Consider the following 23,449-nt stretch of genomic DNA (forward strand, 5'->3'; position numbering starts at 1 on the left):
AATCGACAGTTCTGTCAGCGCCAAGCGTGCGCGACCGACGTCGGAAACCACGTCGGTGGGATTCGTCGAACGGCGGTGGCGTGGCCGGAGGTCAGTCGGATTCGGCCGGCAGGGCCCGCCGCATCGCGCTCTCCAGGTGGGCGATGTCTTCCTTGAGAAGATCGAGCGCCGCCCACGGGCCCGGGGCGAGGGTGCGGTCGTCCGCCCGGCGGACGCCGGTCATCGCGACGTCGACGAGGACGTCCGCCACGGCCTCGGCATCGCCGCCCGTCTCGGGCCGGTACCACCAGGCGATCCAGTTGACCATGCCGAGCATCCCGAGCGCGACCGTCCGGGCCGGAAGCGGGCGGAAGGCTCCGGCCGACTCGGCGTCCTCGATCAGGCCGGTCAGCAGCTCCAGCACCCGGTGCCGGGTCCGGCGGTGCATCTCCGCGATCTCCGCCGGAAGATCCGGTTCGCTGCGGTCGAGCAGCCGGAAGCGCGTGGTGTTCCGGGCGTTGTTGACCGCGATCTCGCGCAGCGCGGCCTCGACCCGCGCGTCCGGAGCGAGGTCCTCGCGACCGCCGATCCGCTCCAGGATCTCCACGACGCGTTCCAGGACATCGCGCACCAGCGCGGCGAGGAGCTCTTCCTTGTTGCTGACGTAGTGGTAGAGCGCCGGGCGGCTGATCCCCATCGCGTCGGCGATGTCCTGCAGGCTGGTGTTGGCGAAGCCCTGCTCCGCGAACAGCCGAGCGGAGTGCTCGAGCAATTCGTTGGACACCAGGCGCCGGCGGGTCGGCTGCCGGGCCATCGCCACCTCGCCTCGGTCTAGGGTCCGCGGACGCGACTCATTCTGCCGCATGGCCGCCGTCACGCGGGCACCCCGTCCCCGGCCGTCGGCGAGGCGAGCACCTTCGCGGGAACCGTCCCACTGAGGGGGCGTGGGACGAATGCGCACGCGACCGCACCGACGACCGCGACCGCGGCGAACACCGCGACGTTTCCGCCGAGGCCCACGCCGGCCGAGAGCAGGGCGCCCCCGAGCGTGGGGCCCGTGACGGAGCCGAGCCGGCCGACGCCGCTGCTCACGCCGAGGGCGGTCGCCCGGTTCCCGGCGGGGTAGTGCGCGGCCACGTAGCCGTAGATGACGATCTGGTTCCCGGTCGTCGCCGCACCGGCGACGAAGGCCAGGGCGTACAGCACCGCGGTCGGCAGCGGCACGGCGATCAGGCCGAGCGAGACGACGGCGACGACGAACAGCGTGGCCGCGACCCAGCGGCTGCCGTAGCGGTCGGCGAGAGAAGAGCCGACGAGGCCGCCGACGACCGCCCCCACGTTGAGCAGAAGCAGGAACAGGAGCGCGGACGACAACTCGTAGCCGGCCTTGCGCATCAGTTGCGGCAGCCAGGTGTTGAGCCCGAAGACCAGCAGCATCCCGCAGAAGTTCGCCACGACGAACAGGACGGTCGCCACCGCGGCGCGGCCGGTCAGCAGCCCGCGCAGCTCCCGGCGGACGGCGGCTCGGGTCGAGCGCGCGAAGTCCGGCGACTCCGGAAGCAGCCAGATCGCCAGCGGGACGAGCGTGACAAGGGGCAGCGCACCGAAGGCGAACAGCACGCGGAACCCGGCGGGCTCCAGGAGCACGAGCGCGAGGACCGAGGCGAGGATGCCTCCAGCGGGGAAGCCGCACAGCATCAGGCCGTTGACCACGTGCCGGCGGCGCTCCGGCGCCACTTCCATGACCAGGGCGATGGCCGTCGGCGGGATTCCGCCGAACCCGAGGCCCGCCAGGAACCGGAACAGCCCCAGCGACCACGGGTTGGGGGCGAGGGCGACGAACAGCATCATCAGGGAGAACCAGGCGAGCGAGACGATGAAGAGCCGTCGCCGGCCGAGAAGGTCGGTCAGGGACCCGGACGCTATGGCGCCCAGGAATGCCCCGACGAGGGCGTAGCTCCCGATCGCCCCGACCTCCGCCGGGGACAGCGCCCACTCCTTGTGGGCCAGCAGCGCGGGCACGGCGGAGCCGTAGACGATCAGGTCGTAGCCGTCGAACACGATCGCCCCGAAGCCGATCGCCACGGCCGCGACGGCGGCCAGTGAGCTCACGGGACGGGGGTGGGCGGGCGTCGTCATCCGAGCCTCCTCACTCTTTCGGTCACCCGCTCCAGCGGGTGTGGCGAAGAACATACGAAGGCGCTGACATGACTGTCAAGCTTTCGACATTGATGAAAAATCAGCCCTGGCGTGCGGCGATGCACCAGGCACTCGACTTCGCCGGGCCGATCAGGAGCCCGTCACGGCAAGTCGGCGAGGGCGGGCGTCACATCCGGCCGGGCGGGTCCTGGGCGCCCCTCGGCGGCCACCGGTGCGGCGCTGCGCAGCGGCAGTCCGTGATCGCGTTAATGGTCAACGGGGCCAATGTGGCAGACGACACAGACTCAGAAGCAGAGTTCCTGAAATGCTGCCATGCGACCTGTTGACGCGGTTCATTCTCGGCAATGGATGCACCCCAAATGATCACTCGGAGCCCTTCAACGAGCACCTGAGCAGCGAGGAGTCATTGTCGTGGCGGAACGCAAGTCGGCGGTTCCGTGGCAGCGCGGGCGACTCGTCTTCGGCGGGCTGCTTTCGGTCGGGCTCGGAACAATGACCGTAGTGGCCGGATTGGGAGGCGTCCCCGGACGGCTCGCCCTGCTCGTCACTCTCGTCGGAGTCATTCTCACCCTGGTCATCGACGCTTTCTTCCGCCGCGAGGAGAGCATCCACCACGACCAGAGCAGGCTCGCCGAGATCTCCGCAGCGCTGGCCATCACCAAATCGCTGACCGACGCACCCGCCGAGTGCCAGGCATTCGTCCGGGAGATCGCGGAGCAGTGGACTCGGATCGACGACCGCAACAGCGCGATCCTGCTGAAACTGCGCGAGGCACGGCAGCGAGCGTTCGCCGAGGACATGCGCGACCTGGCCAACGGCCAGTCCTCGCTCGGGCGCCGCCAGGAGTTCCGTCCCGGACTCCTGCCCGAACTGACGAAGATGACCGCCCTCAGCGCGACCGGCAACGATTACTGGTGGACCGGACGCGATACCACCTATCTCGCGGCGGAACGGTCCGCGGTCACCGATGGCGGCCTGATGCTGCACCGGATCCTGGTCCTGTCGAATTCCGAGATCGACGACGCCATGCTCGAGGTCCTACGGGAGCAACTGGACGCCGGAATCGTACTGGACGTGGTAATCCGGGAGGAGGTGTCGCCGCTGGACCAGAGATGCCTGACCGGCGACCGTGCCCTGGTCACCGACAAGGGCGGCATCGTCGGTGTGGTCATCCCCGGAAACGACGGGGACGACGCCATGGTCGACGCGGGCCATTTCACCATCAACGAGGACAGGATCGAGAACACCCGGGACATCCTGCAAACCCTCGCCCCCTATAGGACTCCAGCCGCCGACCTCCTGAAAAAGACACTCGGATCCCGCCCACCGCTGCCGCCGCCCCCGGCGGAGGCCGGCAGGCCGGAGGAACTCACGGCGGAAGGCGCCGATCACACGCCCACAGATGGCGTTCATCCGCCGCGTCTGCGGCAAACGCCCTGACGATCCGCAGCCCTTGTCAGCTGCACTCCCCAGGTTCCCGCCCCCCTGACTCCTCAAGGCGGTCGGCGGAAGCAGTCCAGCCCCCGCGCGTCTCCGAAACCGAACACACATGTACAGTTTCTGTCGGCGGCGGGCTTCCCTCTCTTCGCCACGACGGAGTGCCCGGTGCCCTAGCCCTCCCCTGCACTGCACACCGGACACGACGTCGGCTCTGACCTTCACCGCAATGCCGCCGATGATGGAGAAACAACGATGGAACTGGGCACCGACACCAAAGTCGTCATGCTGGCGGCTGGGCTGATATTCCTGTGGGCGCTGGTGCTGGGCGTATGGAAGTACATGCAGATGGCCCGGTCCGAGGAGCACGTGGCCCATCCATACGTGGACACGGCGCATCGTGCCGCTCTGCTCTACTCGTTCGCCACGCTGCTGGTCGCCGCGTTCGTCCAGTTCAGCGGCTGGACCTCGACTGTGAACCTGCTGGCCGCCGGAGTGATCGTGCTGTTCTTCACGGCCGCCATCGGCACGTACGTCTATCACGGCTGGCGCCGTGACACCGACAACCAGTTTCGTGACCGGGTCCGCGGCACCACCGCTTTCATGATCGCCCTGATCGTTGCCGAGATCGGCGGTTTCGCCGTCCTGCTCCTCGGCTTTGTGCGTGCGCAACTGCTCTGAGCCGGCGCGGGGTGCGGCCGACCGGATCCCCCTGCCCACGGCAACGGGGATCGGCGAGGCCGATCCCCGTTTCGTCGTGCGTCCCCATGGGCGTGTCGAAGCTCGGAGCACTCGGGCGAGCTTCCGGGGTCAATTCCTAGTGGGCGTGCGGGGTGCCTGTCATCTGGGGCTTGCCTGGGGGGACCAGCCAGAGGGACATCATGGCGGCGGCCGCCGCGGTGATGGCGAACACGGTGAACGCGGTGGTGAAGCCGTCGATGGACGGGACGTTCGCGAGGCCCGTCGCGGCGATGGTGGAGGCCACCGCCACGCCGATCGCCGCGCCCAACTCGTGGAAGGTGTTGATCAGGCCGGAGGCGAGGCCCGCCTCCGCGTGCTCGACGTGAGCCAGGGCGGAGGTGCTCGCCGCGACGAAGACGGGACCGACGCCCGCGGCTGCGATCACGATCCCCGGAAGCAGTTCCAGCCCGACCCCGCCGTCCGCCGACAGGCCGGTCAGGAGGCCGGAGCCGACGGCGACCAGGGCCAGGCCCGCCGCGGCAACGGGGCGAGTGCCGATGGAACCCACGAGCCGTCCGGCGATGTGCGCCCCGACGCCGGTCCCGAGTGCGGCGGGCAGGAAGAGCAGGCCCGTCTCCAGAGCGCTGATGTCGCGCGCGTGCTGGAGGTACTGCGATCCGAGGAAGAACAGGGAGATGAGCAGTCCGGAGGCGACGAGCATGAGGAAGGCTCCGGCGGCCACGGGACGGCGAGCCAGCATGGTCACGTGCATCAGCGGGGTCTTCACCGTGCGCTCGATCCAGCCGAAGGCGCCGTACAGCAGGACGGCGGCGGCCAGCGGGACGAGGGTGCCGGCGGCGGACCAGCCGTCGTCACCAGCGTTGATCATTCCGTAGATGAACGCGGCCGTGGCGGCGGTGACCGTGCCGGCGCCGAGCAGGTCGAGCCGCTGCCCGACGGGACGGGCGGCGTGGCCGCGCACCACCATCGGCAGTGTTCCCAGCAGGACGAGCCCGACGGGGACGTTGACGAAGAACACCCATCGCCAGCCCGGTCCGGCTGTGAGGGCGCCGCCCAGCAGCACGCCTGCGGCGAAGCCCACTCCCCCGAGCGCGCCCCAGATGCCGAGGGCCTTGTTGCGTTCAGCGCCGTGGAAGGTGGTGGCAACGGTGGACAGCGCCGCCGGTGACAGCAGCGCCGCGCCGACACCCTGCGCGATCCGGCCACCGAGCAGCAGCGCCTCGTTCTGGGCGAGGCCGGTGGCGAGGGAGGCGGCGGTGAAGACGGACAGGCCGATCAGCATCATGCGCCGGGCGCCGAAGGTGTCGGCGAGCCGTCCGCCGAGCAGCATCAGGCCTCCGAAGAACAGCGTGTAGGCCGTGACCGCCCACGTCAGGCCGGACCGGCCGAGCGCCAGGTCGACGCCGATGTCGGGGAGCGCCACGTTCACCACCGTGACGTCCAGGACCAGCATGAACTGGGCCACGCTGATCAGCGCGAGCGCCGTCCAGCGTCGTGGATCCGGTGGTGCAGCGGAAGCCGCGACGTGGTGGTGGGTGGACGAACCGTGGGCCATGAAGGGCCTCCTAGCCCGGCGGCGCCAGAGCGCCGCCGTTAATCCGAACAGCAGTGTTCGGGTTAACGTATACCCGCCGGGGGCATAAAGCGAACGGCGGTGTTCGACTTGTTGTTAGAGTGGTGGCCATGGGAGCCAGGACGGGCGGTCGCGCGGGGGCGAAGCCGGAGGCCGGCGGCCGTCGCCGGGCGGACGCCGAACGCAACAGCGCCGCCATCATCACGGCGGCGACGGACCTGTTCGTCCGCGACCCGGACGCGAGCATGACCGACATCGCTCGCGCTGCGGGCGTCGGCAGGGTCACCCTTTACGCGCACTTCCCGTCCAGGGAGGACGTCCTCCGGGCCGTCCTTCGGCAGGCGATCGACCAGAGCACGGAGGTCATCGAAGGCGCGCGAAGCGCCGAGTCGCCGCCGGCGGACGCCTTCGCCCACCTCATCCGCTTGGCATGGCCGCTCATCGGCCGGTTCGGCAGCTTGTACAACGCCGCACGGCGGACGCTTCCGGCCGAGGAGGTCCGGCAACTGCACGACCCGCCGATGGCGCACGTCCGGGAGCTGATCGTCCAGGGGCGGGAGGCCGGAGGTTTCCGCACCGACCTGCCCGTGGAATGGCTCGTCAGCACCGTCTACGCACTGCTGCACGCCGCGATGGAAGAGGTCTCCGCGCGACGCTTCGACCAGGTCGAGGCCGGCGAGGCCCTCGTGCGAACCCTGCTTGGCGCCCTGCGCGCCGAGTAGGCGTTGCCGGCCGCCGCGGCGCCCTCGCGGGCGAGGAACTGCCCGTCGCCGGGCCGGCGGATCGGGAGGAACGCGCTGGTGGAGGTGCGGGGCTGGCGCAGCGGCGGGGCCGCTGCGGATCCGATGGGCCTGCACGACCTCGACGGTGTCCCGATGGGGTTCACCGGCCAGCGGTGGTTTCTACTGAGGGTTGGCCCGCAGCCAGGTCAGGACCTGACCGGCGTGTTCGCCCGGCGGGAAGACCGGATAGAAGACGTGCTCGATCACACCATCGCGGATGATCAGAGTCAGCCGTTTGTACAGCGTCAGCCCGCTGGTCTCGAAGGTGGGCAGGTCCAGCGCCCGGGCAAGGCTGCGGGTGGGGTCGGAAAGCATGGGGAACGGCAGGTGGAGCCGTTCGACGACCTCGCGCTGATAGTCGCTGTCCTGGCTCGACAGGCGAACACATCGGCCGCGCCGGCGGCGAGGAGGTCCTGGTAGTGGTCGCGGAAGGAGCACGCCTCGGGTGTGCAGCCGCGCGCCCCGGGGATCGAGTCCCAGCCGTCGGGCAGGTCGGTGCCGGGGCGGCCGGTGAGCGGGTAGACGTAGACCACCGTCCGGCCCGCTCCGAGCGCGTCAAGGCTGATCGCCGCGCCGCCGGTGTCCTGGAGTTCCAGGTGCGGCACCTTGAGGCCGGGCAGATGGGCGGCCGCGCCATCGTCCTCGGGGACGGGCAGGTCGGCGGGCAGGCTCGTGTAGTCGGCCATCAGGTCCTCTCCTTCGTCGGAAGGTGAGACGCGGCTGTTGCGGTGGGCGGCCTCTTGCAGGTGCGCGACCAGCGCCGCCCGGCGGGCGGTGAGCCCCTCGATCCGCCGCGTGAGCTCGTTGATCGCGTCCCGGTACCCGGCCAGTGATGCCGGGCAGTCGTCGGCGTGCCGATGGCCGGTCGCGAGGCAGTCGAGGAACGGCCTGGTCCGCTCGACGGGGATGCCGAGGCTGCCGAGCGCCCGGATCTCCTGGGTGAGCCGGACGTCGTGCTCGTCGTAGTCCCGGTAGCCGTTGGCCAGACGCTCGGGCGTGAGCAGTCCCAGCGATTCGTAATAGCGCACCGCCTTGGTCGTCACGCCCGCCCGACGGGCCAGCTCACTGATCCGCATGCATCTCACCTCGGAGAACGCTAAACCTTGCCCTTGAGGGTAAGGTCAAGCCGAATCTGGGACGGCGGCTACGCCCCGCCTTCCGGCGGCCCTTACCCGCCGGGCGGAGAACTGTGCCGCCCGGGCGCGGGGCCAGAGACCGCCGAAGCCCTTCCCGCGGCCGAGTACGGCGCGGAGGGTGGTGCCCGTCCACCACCACTCCCCGGAGGCCGGTTCCGTGACCAGTGTGGCCCGCCCTGACGATCGCGAGACATCATCGATCCGCGGCTCGGCGGGGGTGAGTCGATGAAGCGACCGAGCCGGGCGCCGCGCCGCGGACGCGCCGCCCCTGCGCCGATGGGGCCCGCGCTCACGGAGCACAAGTGGTACCGCAAGGCCGCCGAGCTGTCCGATACCGGGATGCTCACCATGGCCAGGCGGTTGCCGGCGCTGATCGGCCAGGTGCTGCGGCTCGGGTGGCGGGCGAGCCGGCGGGACCTCGCCGCGACGATCGCGTTCAACGTGGTCGCCGGTGTGTTCACGGCGTTCGGGCTGCTCGCCACCACCGGTGTGCTGACCGCACTGCTGGCGGCCGGCCCCACCCCCGACCGGGTGCGGGCCGCGGCGCCGCAGCTCCTGCTGGTGGGGGCGGCGATCACGGTCCGCGCCGGGTTCGCGGCGGCGGCGCAGTGGGCGCAGGCCCGGCTGCGGCCGCAGGTCGAGCAGATCGTCGAGGAGCGCCTGTACGAGCTCACCACCGCGATCGAGCTGGCGGCGTTCGACGACGCCGAGTTCCAGGACGACCTGCACCGGGCGCGGATGCGGGGCGTGGACTCGGCTCCCTCCATGGTGGACAACGCCGTGAACCTGTTCACCGCCGCCGTCGGCGTCGCGGCCGCGGCCGGCGCCCTGGGGCTGCTGCATCCGGTGCTGCTGCCGCTGCTGCTGCTGACCGCGCTGCCCGAGGGCTGGGCGGCGGTCCGCGCGGCCAGGCTGGGCTACCTGACCCAGCTCGACCTGGTGGAGACCCGGCGGCGGGGCTGGATCATGTCCGAGCTCATGACCGAGCGGCGCCACGCCGCCGAGGTCCGCTCGTTCACCGTCCGGGCCTTCCTGCTGCGCCACTACGCCGGCCTGGCCGCCCACATCCGCCGGGTGATGCTGGATCTCGCGCGCCGGCAGACGATGTCGCAGGTGTGGGGCGACGTCCTGAAGGGCGTCGCCACGGCGCTGATGTACACGGCGCTGGGGCTGCTGCTGTGGCGCGGCATGATGCCGCTGGCGGTCGCCGGGACGGCGGTGCTGGCGATCCGCGCCGGCCAGACATCCTTGATCAACCTGGTGTACGCGCTCAACCGCTGCTACGAGGACGGGTTGTACTTCGGCGACTACACGGCCTTCTGCCAGACCGCGGAGGAGCATGTCCGGCGCCCCCGCCGCGCCTCCCGCGCGGACGCCGCAGGACATGCGGAGGCGCTGCCGGGCTTCAGGGAGATCGCCGCCGATGAGGTCACCTTCACCTACCCCGACAGCGATGTCCCGTCCCTGCACGAGGTCTCGGTGCGGCTGGGGCGGGGGGAGATCGTCGCGCTCGTCGGCGAGAACGGGTCGGGCAAGACGACCTTGGCCAAGATCCTCGCCGGGCTCTACAGCCCGCAGCACGGGCACGTCCGCTGGGACGACGTCCGCGCCGACGATCTCGATCCCGACGTCCTGCGCGGCGCCATCGCCGTCGTCGCCCAGGACCACACGCACTGGCCGATGACCGCCGCCGACAACATCACCATGGGCGACGACCTCACCGCCCCGGGCGTCCTGCCGAGGGTCCAGGAGGCCGCGACCGCATCCGGCGCCGACCAGGTGATCAGCACTCTGCCGCTCGGTCTGGACACCCTGCTGGACAAGCGCTTCGCCAACGGGTGCGAACTGTCGGGCGGGCAGTGGCAGCGGCTGGCGTCCGCGCGCGGCTTCTACCGCGACGCGCCCCTGCTGATCTGCGACGAGCCCACCGCCGCACTCGACGCCCGCGCCGAGCACCACCTCTTCGAGCAGATCCGCGAGCACGCCGGCCGGCACGGCCGGACCGTCCTGCTGATCACCCACCGGCTCTCCAGCGTCCGGCACGCCGACCGGATCTACGTCCTCGAAGGCGGCCGCGTCCGCGAACAGGGCACCCACCACGAGCTGATGGCCCTCGGCGGCCTGTACAACGAGCTGTACGAGCTGCAAGCCTCGGCCTACCGGCAGGACGCGGACGACATCCACGCCACAAGCACCGGAAACCGGCACCTTCAGCCGGAAGCCCAACCGTGAGGGCCCGGTCCTGTACCGGGTGCTCGGGGAGCACCCGGTACCGGGTGGGGCGTGCCGGGTCGGCGGTCAGGCGGACTCGCGGACGATCAGTTCGGTGGGGAGGATCTTGTAGCGTTCCCGGTCCGGTGGCCGGCGGCCGTCGGCCAGGGCCAGCAGGAGGTGGACCATCGCCGCGGTCTGCTCGCTCACCGGCTGGCGGACGGTGGTGAGCGGCGGTTCGCAGTAGCGGGCCGCCTCGATGTCGTCGAACCCGACGACGGCGACGTCGTCCGGAACCCGCCGGCCGGCGGAGCGCAGCGTGCGGAGCGCCCCGATCGCCATCATGTCGTTGGCGGCGAACACCGCGTCGAGCTCCGGGTCGTCGTCCAGCAGCTGCCGCATCGCCTCCGCCCCGGACTCGCGCGTGAAGTCGCCCAGCGCGATGATCGGCCGGAGCCCGGCGCCGCGCAGGGCCTCGCGGTACCCGGCGAGCCGGTCCTGCCCGGCGATCATGTCGAGCGGGCCGGTGATGGCGGCGATCCGCCGGCGGCCGGTGTCGAGGAGATGGCGCACGGCGGCGGCCGCGCCGCCGCCGTTGTCGTTGTCGACGTACGGCAGGTCGACCGGGACCGTGGGCCGGCCGTAGGACACGACCGGGACGCGCAGCCGCGAGAGGGCGGCGGGCAGCGGGTCGGCGCCGTGCATCGACATCAGCATGACGCCGTCCACGTGACCGCCCGCCACGTACCGCTCGACCCGCGCGTGCCCGCCCGGCGACCCGGCCAGCATGAGCACCACCTGCTTGTCGGCGGCCTCCAGCTCGACGCTCGCCGAGCGGATCACGGTGGAGAACATCGGGTCGTCGGAGAACACCCGGGTGGGCGGCTCGGACACCACCAGGGCGTAGGAGTTGGTCTGCCGGGTGACCAGGCTGCGCGCCGCCGGGTTGGGCACGTAGCCCAGCTCGCTGATCGCCTGCTCGACGACCTCCCGGATGCGCGGGTTGACGGTCGCCGACCCGTTCACCACCCGGGAGACGGTGGCCCGGGACACGCCGGCGCGCGCGGCCACCGCCTCCAGTGTGGGCCGGCTCAATCTCGCACCCCGTTCCTGCGGATCACGTCGCGGAACCACAACGCGCTGTCCTTCACGATGCGGCGCTGAGAAGCGTAGTCGACGTAGACGATTCCGAATCGGCGCCGGTATCCCTCGGCCCACTCGAAGTTGTCCAGCAGCGACCAGACGAAGTACCCGCGCAGGTCCGCCCCGGCCTCGATGGCCGCGTGGGCGGCGGCCAGGTGGCCGCTGAGGTAGGCCAGCCGGTCGGCGTCGGCGACGCGGTCGCCGTCCGGCTCGTCGGGGAACGCCGCCCCGTTCTCGGTGACGACCAGCGGGACGTGCGGGTGGTCGCGGGACAGCCGGGTGAGCAGCGCGGTCAGCCCGGTCGGCTCGATCGGCCAGCCCATCTCGGTGGTCACTCCCCGGGCCGGCAGGAACGCGACGCCCTCGCTGCCGGGGTAGGCCGGGTCGGCCGGAGCGCCCGGCGCGGCCGCCACGTACGTGGGGTTGTAGTAGTTGACGCCGAGCAGGTCGATCGGCTGGGCGATGGCCTCGTCGTCTCCGTCCAGGACGTGGCCGAGTCCGGCGTGCCTCGCCACGATCTCCCGCACGTCGGACGGCACGGCACCCGTCAGCACCGGGTCGAGGAACTGCCGGTTGACCAGGCCGTCCACGAGCCGCACCGCGTCCTCGTCCGTCCCCATGACCGGCGAGAGGTTGAGGGTGAGGCAGATCTGCGGCGCGCCACCGGCCCGCAGCGCGGCCGTGCCGAGCCCGTGGGCGAGCAGCAGGTGGTGGGCGGCGCGGAACGCGGCGGCGGGGTCCCGGCGCCCGGGCGCGTGCAGGCCGGAGGCGTAGCCGAGGAACGCCGCGACCCATGGCTCGTTGAGCGTGGTCCAGACCGTGACCCGGTCGCCGAGCCGCTCGTGGACGGCCGCCGCGTAGTCGGCGAACCTGAGGGCGGTGCTCCGGTCGGCCCATCCGCCGCGCTCCTCGAGCGCCTGGGGAAGGTCCCAGTGGTAGAGGGTGGCGTACGGGTCGATGCCGTGCGCGAGCAGTTCGTCGACCAGGCGGTCGTAGAAGTCCAGGCCGCGCGGGTTGATCCGGCCGGACCCGTCGGGCTGCACCCGCGGCCAGGCGATCGAGAAGCGGTAGGCGGGCAGCCCCAGCTCGGCCATCAGCGCGACGTCGGCGGCGTACCGGCGGTAGTGGTCGCAGGCGACCTCACCGGTGTGGCCGTCGGCGACGGCGCCGGGCCGGGCGGAGAAGACGTCCCAGATCGACGGGCCGCGCCCGTCGTCGCCGGTCGCGCCCTCGATCTGGTACGCCGCGGTGGCGGCGCCCCATACGAACCCGGGTGGGAAGGCGAGCGTCCGGCCGGACGCGCCGGTGTCGGTGTCGGTGCGCGTGCTCATCCCTTGACCGCCCCCTGCATGATGCCTCCGATGATGCGTTTGCCGAGCAGGGCGAAGACCAGCACCAGCGGCAGCGTGGCCACCGCGGTGCCGGCCAGGCCGAGCGTGAAGTCCTGGACGTAGCCGCTGGCGAGGGCGGACAGCGCGACCTGGACGGTCGGGTCGTCCGGGGTGAGGACGACCAGCGGCCAGAAGTAGTCGTTCCAGGCCGTCATGAACGTCAGCATGCCGAGGACGGCGGCGGCGGGGCGCGCCACCGGCGCCACGACGTGCCAGAAGAGCCGCCAGTTGCCGCAGCCGTCCACGCGCGCGGCCTCCAGCAGCTCGGTCGGCAGCGCCCGGGAGAGGTACTGGGTCATGAAGAAGACCCCGAACGCGTTGACCAGGGCTGGGGCGATGACCGCGTACAGGGTGCCGGTCCAGTGCAGCTTGATCATCAGCATGTACAGCGGGATGATCCCGAGCTGGGTCGGGATCATCATGGTCCCGATGGTCAGCCCGAGCAGCAGGTTCCGGCCGCGGAAGCGCAGCTTGGCGAACGCGAAGCCGGCCAGCGTCGAGAAGAACACCACCGACGCGGTGATGGAGCCCGCCACGATCAGGGAGTTCAGCAGCGCGAGCGCGAACGGTGCGGTGTCGAAGACCTTGGCGATGTTGGCGAACAGGTTGCCGCCCGGGATCAGCGGCGGCGGCACCTCGGCCATGGCGCTGTTGTCCTGCGAGGCGACGATGACGCTCCAGTAGATGGGGAAGGCGGAGAAGAACGCCACCCCGATCAGCGTGAGGTGGGTCAGCCTGTGGGTCAGCAGGCCGCTGGTGCGGGATCCGGTCATGACAGGCCTCCCTTCATGCGGCGGGCGAGCAGGAAGTTGACGCCCACCGCGACCATGACGAGCAGCAGCATCAGCCAGGCGGCGGCCGACGCGTAGCCGAAGTCGAAGTTGCGGAAGCCCAGCTCGTAGAGGTAGAGCGACAGCGTCTGGAACTTGCGGCCCGCGCCGCCGGTGGCGATCGCGGCGGGTCCGACCTGGGCGCCGAACAGCATCGGCTCGGCCATGATCTGCATCGAGCCGATGGTGGACACGATCATCGTGAACAGGATGGTCGGCTTGATCATCGGCACGGTGATCGAGCGCAGCTGCTTGAGCCGCGACGCCCCGTCGATGGTCGCCGCCTCGTAGAGCTCCCGCGGGACGGCCTGCATCGCGGCCAGGTAGATGAGGGCGTTGTAGCCGGTCCAGCGCCAGATGATCATCAGGGCGATGGCCACGTGGCTGGAGGCGGTGCCGGCCTGCCAGTCGACGCGGCCGGCGCCGAGGTGGGTCAGCACCATGTTGATCAGGCCGTAGTCGCGGCCGAACAGCTGGCTGAAGATGACGACGACCGCGACGACGCTGGTGACGTTGGGCAGCAGCAGGGTGATGCGGTAGAAGGTCTGCGCCTTCAGCGGCCGGTTGAGCAGGTGGGCCAGCCACAGCGCGAGCAGCAGCTGCGGCACCGCCGACAGCACGCCGATCGACGCGGTGTTGAACGCCGCGTTCCAGAAGTTGCCGTCGGACAGCAGGGCGCGGAAGTTGTCGAGGCCGACGAAGCCCTGGTCGCCCTTGAGCAGGCTCCACTCGTGCAGCGCGACCCAGGCCGTGTACAGCAGCGGGAACAGCCCGAACACGGCGAAGATCACAAGGAAGGGCGAGACGTAGGCGTACGGGCTGACGGTGCGGTCGAACCGGTTCCATCGTGAGCCGCTCGGCCGGTGCCGGGCGTGGGTGGGGCCGGTTCGCCGCCGGCCCCTGGTCGTGGGGAGCGAATCGGTCTGGCGCAGGGCCATGGAAGATCCTTTCGTGAGCCCGCCCGGACGCGGCGCGGGCTCCGGGATCGGCGCGTGCGGCCGGCGGATCCCCGGGGAACCGGGGACCCGCCGGTGCGCCGTCACGCCGGCGGGCTACTTGACCTTCGACACGTCGTCGAGGGCCTGCTTCCAGGCCTGGTCAGGGGACTGCTTGCCCTGGTCCACGCGGGTCAGGCCGTTGCCGATGGCGGCTCTGACCTGGCCTTCGGCCGGACCGAGGTGCTGCGGGTCGAGGCTCTTGGCCGAGTCGGCGTAGATCTTCCCGACCGGCGCCCCGTTGAAGAACGGGTTGGTGTAGTCGCGGACCTCGGGCTTGTCGTACAGCGCCGGGAGCGAGGGGAAGTTGCCGATGGCCTTGAACACCGCCTCCTGCTGCGGCGCGGCGGAGAGGAACTGCACCAGTTCGGCGGCCTCCTTCTGATGCTTGCTCTGGGTCGGCACCGTGAGGTGGGTGCCGCCCGCGCTGCCGCCGCCGCCCGGGATCGCGGCGATGTCCCACCGGCCGGAGGAGCCCGGTGAGTGCTCCTGGATGTAGGCCATCATCCAGGCCGGGCAGGCGACGGTCGCGAAGGAGCTCTTGGCGAAGCCGGTGTCCCACGCGGGGGTGAAGGAGGTCAGCTTGGCCGACAGGCCGTCCGAGACCATCTGCGTCGACAGGTCCCACGCCTGCTTGACGGCGGGGTTGGTGGCCGCGACGACCTTGTCCTGCCGGTCGTAAACGCCCTCCGGGGCCTGTGCCACCATCGCGCGGAAGAACTCGCCTGGCCCGTCCACGAACTTCACGCCGGACGGGGCCTTCGCGGCGAAGCGCCGGCCCGTGGCCAGGAACGCCTGCCAGTTCGGCCACAGCGCGGACACCTTCTCGCGGTCGGCCGGCAGCCCGGCCTTCGCGAACAGGTCGCGCCGGTAGCACAGCGCCAGGCCGCCCACGTCGGTGCCCAGCCCGATCACGGCGCCGTTCGCGGCGACGCCCTGCTGCCACTTCCAGGACAGGTACTCGCTCTGCCGGCTGGACGCGCCGTACTTGCGCAGGTCCACGAACCGCTGCGGCTGCGCGGTGTAGGTGCCGATGTAGCCGACCTCGATCGCCTCGACGTCGGCCGCGCCGCTGCCGGTCGCGATGTGCGCGGCCAGGTTGGTGTGGTGGTCGTCGTAGGTGGCCTGGCGTTCCTTGATCCGGACGTTCGGGTGGGCCTGCTCGAACTGCCGGTAGAGCGGCTCGAACCCGAAGTCGCCGAACAGGCCGACCGAGAGCGTGATGTCCTCGTCGCCGGAGGCGGACGATCCGCCGCAGGCTCCGGTGAGGAGCAGCGCGCCGGCGGTGATGGTCGCGGCGAGGGCCCGTGCGGGCGCCCCTCCTCGCGTGCGGGGACGGGCGCGGTGGCCGCCCAGTGCCGATCTCATGAACCCTCCCGGGCCGAGTGTGCGTCTGTTGGTGAGAGAGCGCTCTCCGAAGAGAGTGGGGCGTCGCCGCGTCGGCTGTCAACGGGTTCGCCTACAAGAAACCTGGATTGCCCTCCCATCGCGCGTGTCCGGGATTCGGTATTGACGGCGCCGCAAGATTGCGCTCTCCTGTGTGAGAGCGCTCTCTCAGTGGCGCCGTTCGCGAACCCCGCCCGCCCTCCAACCCACCCCCCTCCGCACGGCGTCCGCTTCCGGACGCCCCGCGGAACAGATCTTGGGAGGCGTCAACGATGAACGCGTCCGACATGTCCCGGCCACCAGGTCGCCGGCGGCCGAGCCGCGCCCGCGCGCGCCTGCTCGGTGCGCTCTCCGCGCCCGGCCGCGCCCCCGCTTCCGGACCGCCGCCGGGCACCGCCCGCGGCCCCGCCGGCGCGAGGCGGCCGTACCAGGCCCTGCTCGCCGCCGGCGTCGCCGTGCTGGTCGCCGGAGTCCTCTGCTTCGCGGCCCTGCGTCCCGGCGACGCCGCCGCCGACACCGTCGGCGCAGGCGGCTACACCACCACCCAGGTCGGCCCGCTGCCCTCGGGCTGCGGTTCGATCTCGACCGACCCGCGCCAGTGGGTCACGGCGAACGCCCCGTCCGGTGCCGTGCCCACCAACGACTGGTGGTCGTCCATCCTGTGGAAGCGCACGAACTGCGCGTACGGCGAGCCGCTGGCCGCCAATCCGCTGACCTTCCGCGCGCAGGCCGGCGGCCTCGGGTTCTCCTACACCACGACGCCGTCGATCAGCGGCTCGGCGACCGGTCCCGGCGAGTACCACTTCCCCTACCGCGAGGACTTCGTCGCCGGGGTGGCGCAGCTGAACGCCCCCGACGTCAAGGTCGACGGCTGGAGCGACTGGACGGTCAGCCCGTACCTCAGCGACGGGGCGCGCTCCCTGCGCGCCACGGTCGGCAAGGGCCTGCCGTTCGCGTACTTCCGCACGTCCGGAGGGAACGCGCAGCTCACCGCCTCCGGCGGGGCCGCCCCGACGGTCTGGTCCAACAGCGGATCCTGGATCGGCTACACGATCAACGGCCACGACTACGCGGCCTACGCCCCGTCCGGAGCGACCTGGACGGTCAGCGGCTCGACGATCAGCTCGTCGCTCGCCGGGAAGGACTACTTCTCCGTCGCCGTCCTGCCGACCACCGCGTCGGCCAGCGACGACGACCGCAAGAGCCTGGCCACGACCTACGGAAAGTCCGCATACGACCACGTCACCGGCACCAAGGCCTCCTACCGGTACGACGAGGCGAAGAGCACCGTGACGACGACCTACACCTACACCACCACCGCCATGGAAGGCGGCGGCACGGGCACGGTCGCGGCGCTGCTCCCCCACCAGTGGCGGTACCTGGCGTCGGGCACCCCGCTGCCGCAGACGTACGTCTCGCCGCGCGGCGCCCTCAAGGTGCTCACCGGGATCGAGTCCTTCACCACCTCGATGGTCTTCCACGGGGTGCTCCCGGAGGTGCCCGCGGTCGCGGACTCCGGCGGATCCGACGCGACCACGCTGCAGAACTACCTCGCCGCCGAGAAGTCCGACCCGACCAAGCAGGTCAGCGACGACACGTACTGGACCGGCAAGGGCCTGGGGCGCGCCGCCCGCCTCGCGGAGATCGCCGACCAGACCGGGAACACGGCGGTACGCGACGCCGCCCTGTCGGCGATCAGGTCCAAGCTCACCGACTGGTTCACCGCCTCGCCGGGGAAGACGGCGCACCTCTTCTACTACGACCGGAACTGGGGCACCCTCATCGGCTACCCGGCCTCCTACGGGTCGGACCAGGAGCTCAACGACCACCACTTCCACTACGGCTACTACATCGCCGCCGCGGCCACCCTGGCCAAGTTCGACCCCCAGTGGGCGTCCGAGGACCGGTACGGCGGAATGGTCGACCTGCTGATCCGCGACGCGAACAACTACGACCGCACCGACACCCGGTTCCCCTACCTGCGGGACTTCGACATCTACGGCGGCCACGACTGGGCGTCGGGGCACGGGTCGTTCGCGGCCGGCAACAACCAGGAGTCGTCGTCGGAGGGCATGAACTTCGACAACGCCCTGATCCAATGGGGCCAGGCCACCGGGAACAAGGCCGTCCGCGACGCGGGCATCTACATGTACACGACGCAGGCGGCGGCGATCCAGGACTACTGGTTCGACACCAAGGACCAGGTCTTCCCCCGCGACTTCCCGCACAACGAGGTCGGCATGGTGTGGAGCGACGGCGCGGCGTACTCCACCTGGTTCTCCGCCGATCCCGCCAAGATCCAGGGCATCAACCTGCTGCCCGTCACCGGCGGCCACCTGTACCTCGGATACGACCCCGACTACGTGCTCACCGACTACAAGGACATGCTGACCAACAGCGGAGCCACTCAGCCTCTCTCCTGGACCGACATCTGGTACGAGTTCCTCGCGCTCGGCGACGGGGACAGGGCACTGGCCGACTTCCGCGCGAACAGCGGCTTCACGTCCGAGGAGGGTGAGAGCAAGGCGCACACCTTCCACTGGATCCGCAACCTGGCCGCGCTGGGGCACGTCGACACGAGCGTCACCGCGGACAGCCCGCTGAGCAGCGTCTTCACCAAGAACGGCGAACGGACGTACGTCGCCTCCAACATCACTTCGACGGACCTCACCGTCCACTTCTCCGACGGCACGACCCTCGCCGTGCCCCCCGGCAAGACCGTCGCCTCCGGCGCGAACGAATGGAGCGGCGGCAGTGCGACCGGAGGCGGCGACGACGGCGGGACGCCCACGCCGACGATCACGCCGACGGTCACGCCCACGGGGACGCCCTGGAAGCCGACCCTGTACCCGCAGAGCGACGGGAGCGTGCTGCCGGCCCCCGGCACGACCGGCACCGCCACCCTCGCGTCCGCCGGCGGGCAGACCCACGACGGGACGCCGACCGACCCGGTGACCTTCACCGCCGAGGGGGTGACCCTCAAGTACAACGGCGGCGCCACCGCCCTGGATCTCGCGGTCGACGCCGGCACCGCGGTGGGGAACGGCCCCCAGGTGCGGATCTCCTACGACCGCACCGGTGACGGGACCTGGGACAGGGTGGAGACCTACCACTACTTCGCCACCGACCCGGTACCCGGCTACGAGCACTACACCCAGCGCACCGGCCTGGAGTCGGCGACCGGGTCTCTAGGCGACCTGGACGGCGGCACCGTAAGGATCGAGGTCTGGAACGCCATCGGCACCAACCCGACCACCCTCGGCACCGGCGACAAGTCCGTCGTCACCCTCCCCTACAACTGACCGCACTCCCCTTTCGGCGGCGTCACGGCTCGGAGCGGATCGCCTGGACGACGGCACCGTCCACGACGCAGTACACCGTGCCGCCCATCGCGGTGTAGTACTGCGCCGTACCCACCGTGCGAAGGACGTCCTCGAAATCGAAGCGGCGACGTAGGCGGCCTGTCGGCAGATCAAGCACCGACAGGCCGTCGACGGCGCCGTAGTACACCAGCGATCCCAGGATCAGCGGTCGTTCGCGTTGCCCCTGGCCGACTTCGCGCTCCCAGCGGGGCGTGCCTGTGGCGGCGTCCAGGGCGACGATCCGGCCGTCGTTGTCGGTGACCACCGCGAGCCCTCCGCCCACCGCGGGGACCAGGAAGTCGCGCGACCCCTCATTGCCGGCCGCGCCAGTGACGGAGCGCTTCCACCGCAGGCGCCCGGACGCCGGATCGATGGCGTAGAGGGTCCCGTCCTGGCCGCCGACGAACACGGTGCCGCCGGCGACTCCCGCCGGGGCTCCCTTCCCAAGCTCGGACGCCGCGGCGCCGCCGAGGGCGACGCTCCACCGCTTCCGGCCGGTCGCCGCGTCGAGGCCGAGGACGGAGCCGTCCTCGGTGATGACCACCACCACGCCGCCCTCCGCCATCGGCGTCGTGCTGGAGCCGGCGCCCGTCCGCACCTGCCAGCGAGCGTTGCCGGTGACGAGGTCGATCCCGTAGACGAAGCCCTTCCCCGTGCCGAAGCAGCACATGCCGCCCGAGAGCACCGCCTGGGTCTGGAGCAGGCCGTCCACGCGGTACTGCCAGCGCGGCCGGCCGCTCGCGGCGTCGTACCCGTACAGCCCGTACTCCCCGGTGCCGCTGCTGCCGGTGAGGCAGACGACCCCGGACGCGGCGACGAGGGCGGGCGCGAGTCCGAAGGTCTTCAGCGGCTGGGTCCAGAGGGTCTTGCCGGTCGCCTCGTCGAACCCGACCACGGCCTCCCGGCCCGTGGAGTCGTAGAGGAAGCCCCGGCCGCCGAGCAGGGCCGGTGACGACTCGCGGGCCGCTGTGAAGTCGGCCTGCCACCTCTGCTTCCCGGTCCGGGCGTCGAGCGCGAACGTGCGGCCGGCCAGCCCGGCGGAGCCGAACGCGTACACGGTCCGGCCCGACGCGACGAGCCGCGTCCTGATGTACGTGCTGTCGGGCAGCTCGAACGTCCAGCGGACCGGGGAGTCGTCCCGTCGCAGGAGGAAGGCGCCGGTCCCGCCGGCGGCCAGGGCCGCCAGGACGCCGCCCGCGCCGAGGGCCAGGAAGACGCGACGGCCCGGGGCGCGGGGGGCGGCGGGCTCGCCCCGCCGGGCGACGTCGTGCGCGACGGGCGGCGGGAGCCATTGCGTGCCCTGCGCGGCGGCGGCCGGGTCGTCGGACAGCTGCGCCAGCAGCCAGTCGGCACCCGGCCTGCGGGCAGGATCCTTGTCCATGCATGCCGCGATCAGCGCGCGGAGACCGGGATCGGCGACGCCGTCCAGGTAGGGCGGCAGGTGCATGACGCGGTACACCAGCTCGTGGACGGCGCCCCGTCCGAACGGGCCGGCACCGGTGGCGGCGTAGGTCAGGACGGCGCCGAACGAGAACACGTCCGACGGCGGCCCGACCGCCTCGCCGGCGGCCTGCTCGGGGGACATGTAGGCGGGGGTGCCGAGGGCCACGCCGGTCCGCGTCAGCGCGGTGGCCTCGCTCGGGCGGGCGATGCCGAAGTCGATGACGCGCGGGCCCTCGGGCGTGAGCATCACGTTGGACGGTTTGAGGTCGCGGTGCACGATCCCGGCGCGGTGGATCGACACCAGCGCCTCGGCGAGCCCGGCGCCGAGCGCGCGGACCGCGGGGGGCGGCAGCGGCCCGTGCGCCGCGACGGCGTCCTCCAGGGAGAGCCCGCGCAGGAACGTCGTGGCGAGCCACGGCGGCGAGGCGTCGGGGTCGGCGTCCACCACCGGGGCGGTGTGGACGCCGCTGACCGCGCGGGCCGCCGTGATCTCGCGCCGGAACCGGGCCCGGAAGTCGCCGTCCTCCGCCATGGCCGGATGAATGATCTTGATGGCGACCGTCCGGCCGGCGGGCGAGCGGCCGAGGAAGACCTGCCCCATGCCGCCCGCGCCCAGCCTGGCCACGACGCGGTAGGGCCCCACCTGCCGCGGGTCTCCCGGACGTGTCGCGGACATCGGTTCTCCGTCTCTCAGCCGGTCGCGGTGCTTGATCCACCGCGCGCGTCGAGAGCGTACAGGTACCCGTCCTTGCAGCCGGCGTAGATGATCCCCTCTCCGACGGCCACACCGGACTCGATGCCCTCGTCGGTCTGGAACCGCCACACCTTGCGGCCGGTGGCGGCCTCGACCGCGTACACGCATCCGTCCGAATAGACCCCGCTCGGGACGTACAGGACGCCGCCGGTCAGGACGGGGTTCTCGTGGATCTGCCCGTCCAGTTGGACCTGCCAGCGCATCGTCCCCGTGGCGGGATCCAGAGCGGAGACCTTCCCGCCGTAGTCGCACACGTACACCAGGCGGTCGGTCACGACCGGGCGGGAGGTGGCGGTCTCGCCCATGTCGAACGTCCAGCGCCGCTTGCCGGTACGGGCGGCGACCGCGTGGACCTTCTCGCCCTGGAAGTCGGCGAAGCAGACCATGCCGTTCGCCGCCGCGGTGTCCTGGACGCCCTGGGGGGACGGGTACGTCCATCGGGGCCGGCCGGTGGACGCGTCGTAGGCGGTGAGGCTCTTACGGCCGGGAGCGTATACGGCCCCGTCGGCGACGGCGGGGGTCCGATCGGCCCCGCCGCGCCGCCATCGGACGGCGCCCCCGGACGCGTCGAGCGCTTGGAGGGCGTCGCCGCCGCAGTAAACCAGCCCCCCGGCGACTAGGGGGTCCGCTTGGGTGCCCCCGACCGTACGCTGCCATCTGAGCCTGCCCGTGCGGGCATCGACCGCGTGCAGGACGCCATCCTGGGAAAGCGCGTAGACGAGGCCCGACGCGACGGCGGGACCGGTGACGATCCGCCGTGCGGTCCGGTACTTCCACCGCGGTTTGCCGGACTTGGCGTCGAATGCCAGCAGGCCCCCTTTCTCGCTGCCCACGAAGACCTGTCCGCCTGCCACCGCCGGTGTGGAGACGAGGTATTCGTCGCCGGAGAAGCGCTTCCACAGCACCTTGCCGTCTCGCATGGGAGCAGGCGCGGCCGGCACGGAGGACGCGGCGGACGGCACGGTCGGCGTCCGCGCGCCGGGCCCGTCCGAAGGCTCCTGGAGTGCCCGGACCAGCGCCACGACTCCCCCGGTGCCCAGCACGACGCCGGCGGCCGCCCCGCCCAGGAGCAGGAACCGCCGCCGCCCCGGCTCCCCGCCCGTCGCGGGCACCGTGCGCGGGAGGTCGGGCACGTCCGTTCCGGCCTGGAGGACGCGAGCGGCGACGGTGTCCGGCAGCCAGCCGACGCCGTGCAGGTCGGTGCTCTGCGGCACGAGGGGTGCGAGCTGGTGGAGCAGCCGGTCCGGGGTCGGTCGCCTGTAGGGGTCGGCGTCCAGGCAGGCCTCGACCACGGCCCGCAGCGCCGGGTCGGTGACGGCGCCGAGCCGCGGCCGCTCGTGCACGGCGCGGTAGATCAGCACGTGGGGCGGTCCCTGCCCGTAGGGGCCGGCGCCCGTCGTGGCGAAGACCAGCACCGCGCCGAGGGAGAAGACGTCGGCGGCCGGCCCCGTCGGCGCTCCGCGGGCCTGCTCCGGCGCCATGAAGCCCGGGGACCCGACGGCGAAGCCCGCCTGGGTGACGGCGGCGGCGTCCGCGGCGTGGGCGATGCCGAAGTCGATCACCTTGGGCCCGTCGATCCCCAGGATGACGTTGGACGGTTTGAGGTCGCGGTGCACGACGCCGGCGCGGTGGATCGACACCAGCGCCTCGGCGAGCCCGGCGCCCAGCACGACGGCGGCGGGGGCCGGCAGCGTTCCCGCCAGGTCCAGCGGGACGCCCGGCAGGTACGCGGTCGCCAGCCACGGCAGGGCGGCGTCGGGATCGGCGTCGACGACGGGCGCGGTGAAGGCGCCGCTCACGGCCCGGGCGGCATCGACCTCGCGCCGGAAACGCGCCCGGAAGTCGGGATCCTCGACCAGTTGCGGATGGACGAGCTTGACCGCCACCAGCGTCCCGCCGGGCGAACGCCCCAGGAACACCTGGCCCATGCCGCCGGTGCCGAGCCTGCCCAGCAGCCGGTGGCCGCCGACCCGCCGTGGATCACCGGACCGCAGCGGCTCCATGCCCGCCCCACCCTCTCTCCCCGTCCCGCGCCCTCCGCGGACCGCATGATCGTCCGTGGAGTGAGATGCCGGTGCGCACCGCCCCGTTCGCACGGATCGGCGGTGAGACCGGTGGATTCTCCCAGACGCGGCGGCGGTTCGCCGGGCCCTTGCGACCCCTGC

Annotated in this window: 18 protein-coding genes; 6 read left to right on the forward strand and 12 right to left on the reverse strand. The window is 71.8% G+C overall.

Annotated elements, in window-relative coordinates; genetic code table 11:
* Nucleotides 1-91 precede the first annotated feature (91 nt).
* Both K4S16_RS01000 and K4S16_RS01005 read right to left on the reverse strand, forming a co-directional pair.
* Nucleotides 92-793, reverse strand: a complete 702-nt coding sequence (locus K4S16_RS01000; RefSeq protein WP_160160830.1) for a TetR/AcrR family transcriptional regulator — start codon at nucleotides 791-793, stop codon at nucleotides 92-94.
* Between the two features lie 59 nt (nucleotides 794-852).
* Nucleotides 853-2,118, reverse strand: a complete 1,266-nt coding sequence (locus K4S16_RS01005; RefSeq protein ID WP_160160831.1) for an MFS transporter — start codon at nucleotides 2,116-2,118, stop codon at nucleotides 853-855.
* 68 nt (nucleotides 2,119-2,186) lie between these two features.
* Here K4S16_RS01005 and K4S16_RS01010 point away from each other — a divergent pair, with 68 nt between their 5' ends.
* The 3 genes from K4S16_RS01010 (at nucleotide 2,187) to K4S16_RS01020 (ending at nucleotide 4,257) form a co-directional block, all read left to right on the forward strand.
* A complete protein-coding gene (locus K4S16_RS01010) occupies nucleotides 2,187-2,465 on the forward strand; it encodes a hypothetical protein (RefSeq protein WP_149256908.1) in 279 nt (92 codons plus the stop codon).
* Between the two features lie 85 nt (nucleotides 2,466-2,550).
* The gene (locus tag K4S16_RS01015) at nucleotides 2,551-3,579 is read left to right on the forward strand and encodes a hypothetical protein (RefSeq protein WP_149256909.1); all 1,029 of its coding nucleotides are present in this window, start codon (nucleotides 2,551-2,553) and stop codon (nucleotides 3,577-3,579) included.
* A gap of 252 nt (nucleotides 3,580-3,831) precedes the next feature.
* The gene (locus K4S16_RS01020) at nucleotides 3,832-4,257 is read left to right on the forward strand and encodes a hypothetical protein (RefSeq protein ID WP_149256910.1); all 426 of its coding nucleotides are present in this window, start codon (nucleotides 3,832-3,834) and stop codon (nucleotides 4,255-4,257) included.
* Between the two features lie 136 nt (nucleotides 4,258-4,393).
* Here the strand turns inward: K4S16_RS01020 and K4S16_RS01025 are convergent, their stop codons facing one another.
* A complete protein-coding gene (locus K4S16_RS01025) occupies nucleotides 4,394-5,833 on the reverse strand; it encodes an MFS transporter (RefSeq protein WP_149256911.1) in 1,440 nt (479 codons plus the stop codon).
* A gap of 128 nt (nucleotides 5,834-5,961) precedes the next feature.
* Between K4S16_RS01025 and K4S16_RS01030 the strand changes: the two genes are divergently transcribed.
* Nucleotides 5,962-6,573, forward strand: coding sequence for a TetR/AcrR family transcriptional regulator (locus K4S16_RS01030; protein ID WP_149256912.1), 612 nt, complete (start codon nucleotides 5,962-5,964; stop codon nucleotides 6,571-6,573).
* Between the two features lie 180 nt (nucleotides 6,574-6,753).
* On the opposite strand, the gene K4S16_RS46875 is transcribed toward K4S16_RS01030, so the two are convergent.
* Together K4S16_RS46875 and K4S16_RS46345 are read right to left on the reverse strand one after the other, a co-directional pair.
* On the reverse strand, nucleotides 6,754-6,960 hold the full coding sequence (locus K4S16_RS46875; RefSeq protein ID WP_375708319.1) for a redoxin family protein: 207 nt from the start codon (nucleotides 6,958-6,960) through the stop codon (nucleotides 6,754-6,756).
* Nucleotides 6,879-7,709 (reverse strand): MerR family transcriptional regulator, encoded by an 831-nt coding sequence (locus K4S16_RS46345; RefSeq protein WP_268843206.1) that lies wholly within the window; start codon nucleotides 7,707-7,709, stop codon nucleotides 6,879-6,881. Before K4S16_RS46345 ends, K4S16_RS46875 begins: the two co-directional genes overlap by 82 nt.
* Nucleotides 7,710-7,994: 285 nt before the next feature.
* On the opposite strand from K4S16_RS46345, the gene K4S16_RS01040 reads away from it, so the two are divergent.
* A complete protein-coding gene (locus K4S16_RS01040) occupies nucleotides 7,995-10,001 on the forward strand; it encodes an ABC transporter ATP-binding protein (protein ID WP_200841624.1) in 2,007 nt (668 codons plus the stop codon).
* A gap of 66 nt (nucleotides 10,002-10,067) precedes the next feature.
* On the opposite strand, the gene K4S16_RS01045 is transcribed toward K4S16_RS01040, so the two are convergent.
* The 5 genes from K4S16_RS01045 to K4S16_RS01065 all read right to left on the reverse strand — a co-directional run bounded on the left by K4S16_RS01045 (nucleotide 10,068) and on the right by K4S16_RS01065 (nucleotide 15,707).
* Nucleotides 10,068-11,075, reverse strand: coding sequence for a LacI family DNA-binding transcriptional regulator (locus K4S16_RS01045; protein ID WP_149256913.1), 1,008 nt, complete (start codon nucleotides 11,073-11,075; stop codon nucleotides 10,068-10,070).
* The gene (locus K4S16_RS01050; RefSeq protein WP_149256914.1) at nucleotides 11,072-12,454 is read right to left on the reverse strand and encodes a GH1 family beta-glucosidase; all 1,383 of its coding nucleotides are present in this window, start codon (nucleotides 12,452-12,454) and stop codon (nucleotides 11,072-11,074) included. Before K4S16_RS01050 ends, K4S16_RS01045 begins: the two co-directional genes overlap by 4 nt.
* Nucleotides 12,451-13,287, reverse strand: coding sequence for a carbohydrate ABC transporter permease (locus K4S16_RS01055; RefSeq protein WP_149256915.1), 837 nt, complete (start codon nucleotides 13,285-13,287; stop codon nucleotides 12,451-12,453). The genes K4S16_RS01050 and K4S16_RS01055 overlap by 4 nt, the downstream gene beginning before the upstream one ends.
* On the reverse strand, nucleotides 13,284-14,282 hold the full coding sequence (locus tag K4S16_RS01060) for a carbohydrate ABC transporter permease (RefSeq protein WP_149256916.1): 999 nt from the start codon (nucleotides 14,280-14,282) through the stop codon (nucleotides 13,284-13,286). Before K4S16_RS01060 ends, K4S16_RS01055 begins: the two co-directional genes overlap by 4 nt.
* 114 nt (nucleotides 14,283-14,396) lie before the next feature.
* Nucleotides 14,397-15,707: an ABC transporter substrate-binding protein gene (locus tag K4S16_RS01065; RefSeq protein ID WP_149256917.1), complete on the reverse strand. Its 1,311-nt coding sequence runs from the start codon at nucleotides 15,705-15,707 to the stop codon at nucleotides 14,397-14,399.
* Nucleotides 15,708-15,997: 290 nt separating this feature from the next.
* On the opposite strand from K4S16_RS01065, the gene K4S16_RS01070 reads away from it, so the two are divergent.
* Nucleotides 15,998-19,027, forward strand: a complete 3,030-nt coding sequence (locus K4S16_RS01070) for a glycosyl hydrolase (RefSeq protein ID WP_235036491.1) — start codon at nucleotides 15,998-16,000, stop codon at nucleotides 19,025-19,027.
* 22 nt (nucleotides 19,028-19,049) lie between these two features.
* Here K4S16_RS01070 and K4S16_RS01075 read toward each other — a convergent pair whose 3' ends face one another.
* Complete coding sequence (locus K4S16_RS01075; protein WP_149256918.1) at nucleotides 19,050-21,206, reverse strand: serine/threonine-protein kinase; 2,157 nt, start codon at nucleotides 21,204-21,206, stop codon at nucleotides 19,050-19,052.
* Between the two features lie 14 nt (nucleotides 21,207-21,220).
* Nucleotides 21,221-23,287, reverse strand: a complete 2,067-nt coding sequence (locus tag K4S16_RS01080) for a PQQ-binding-like beta-propeller repeat protein (protein ID WP_149256919.1) — start codon at nucleotides 23,285-23,287, stop codon at nucleotides 21,221-21,223.
* Nucleotides 23,288-23,449 lie beyond the last annotated feature (162 nt).

The organism is Actinomadura sp. K4S16 (assembly GCF_008327685.1).
Taxonomy (GTDB): Bacteria; Actinomycetota; Actinomycetes; order Streptosporangiales; family Streptosporangiaceae; genus Spirillospora.

What these genes read in the sequence shown, in the direction of transcription:
- K4S16_RS01000 (WP_160160830.1), bottom strand. Translation starts at nt 793, where the DNA reads ATGGCCCGGCAGCCGACCCGCCGGCGCCTGGTGTCCAACGAATTGCTC.
- K4S16_RS01005 (WP_160160831.1), bottom strand. Translation starts at nt 2,118, where the DNA reads ATGACGACGCCCGCCCACCCCCGTCCCGTGAGCTCACTGGCCGCCGTC.
- K4S16_RS01010 (WP_149256908.1), top strand. Translation starts at nt 2,187, where the DNA reads ATGACTGTCAAGCTTTCGACATTGATGAAAAATCAGCCCTGGCGTGCG.
- K4S16_RS01020 (WP_149256910.1), top strand. Translation starts at nt 3,832, where the DNA reads ATGGAACTGGGCACCGACACCAAAGTCGTCATGCTGGCGGCTGGGCTG.
- K4S16_RS01025 (WP_149256911.1), bottom strand. Translation starts at nt 5,833, where the DNA reads ATGGCCCACGGTTCGTCCACCCACCACCACGTCGCGGCTTCCGCTGCA.
- K4S16_RS01030 (WP_149256912.1), top strand. Translation starts at nt 5,962, where the DNA reads ATGGGAGCCAGGACGGGCGGTCGCGCGGGGGCGAAGCCGGAGGCCGGC.
- K4S16_RS46345 (WP_268843206.1), bottom strand. Translation starts at nt 7,709, where the DNA reads ATGCGGATCAGTGAGCTGGCCCGTCGGGCGGGCGTGACGACCAAGGCG.
- K4S16_RS01040 (WP_200841624.1), top strand. Translation starts at nt 7,995, where the DNA reads ATGAAGCGACCGAGCCGGGCGCCGCGCCGCGGACGCGCCGCCCCTGCG.
- K4S16_RS01050 (WP_149256914.1), bottom strand. Translation starts at nt 12,454, where the DNA reads ATGAGCACGCGCACCGACACCGACACCGGCGCGTCCGGCCGGACGCTC.
- K4S16_RS01055 (WP_149256915.1), bottom strand. Translation starts at nt 13,287, where the DNA reads ATGACCGGATCCCGCACCAGCGGCCTGCTGACCCACAGGCTGACCCAC.
- K4S16_RS01060 (WP_149256916.1), bottom strand. Translation starts at nt 14,282, where the DNA reads ATGGCCCTGCGCCAGACCGATTCGCTCCCCACGACCAGGGGCCGGCGG.
- K4S16_RS01065 (WP_149256917.1), bottom strand. Translation starts at nt 15,707, where the DNA reads ATGAGATCGGCACTGGGCGGCCACCGCGCCCGTCCCCGCACGCGAGGA.
- K4S16_RS01070 (WP_235036491.1), top strand. Translation starts at nt 15,998, where the DNA reads ATGAACGCGTCCGACATGTCCCGGCCACCAGGTCGCCGGCGGCCGAGC.
- K4S16_RS01075 (WP_149256918.1), bottom strand. Translation starts at nt 21,206, where the DNA reads ATGTCCGCGACACGTCCGGGAGACCCGCGGCAGGTGGGGCCCTACCGC.
- K4S16_RS01080 (WP_149256919.1), bottom strand. Translation starts at nt 23,287, where the DNA reads ATGGAGCCGCTGCGGTCCGGTGATCCACGGCGGGTCGGCGGCCACCGG.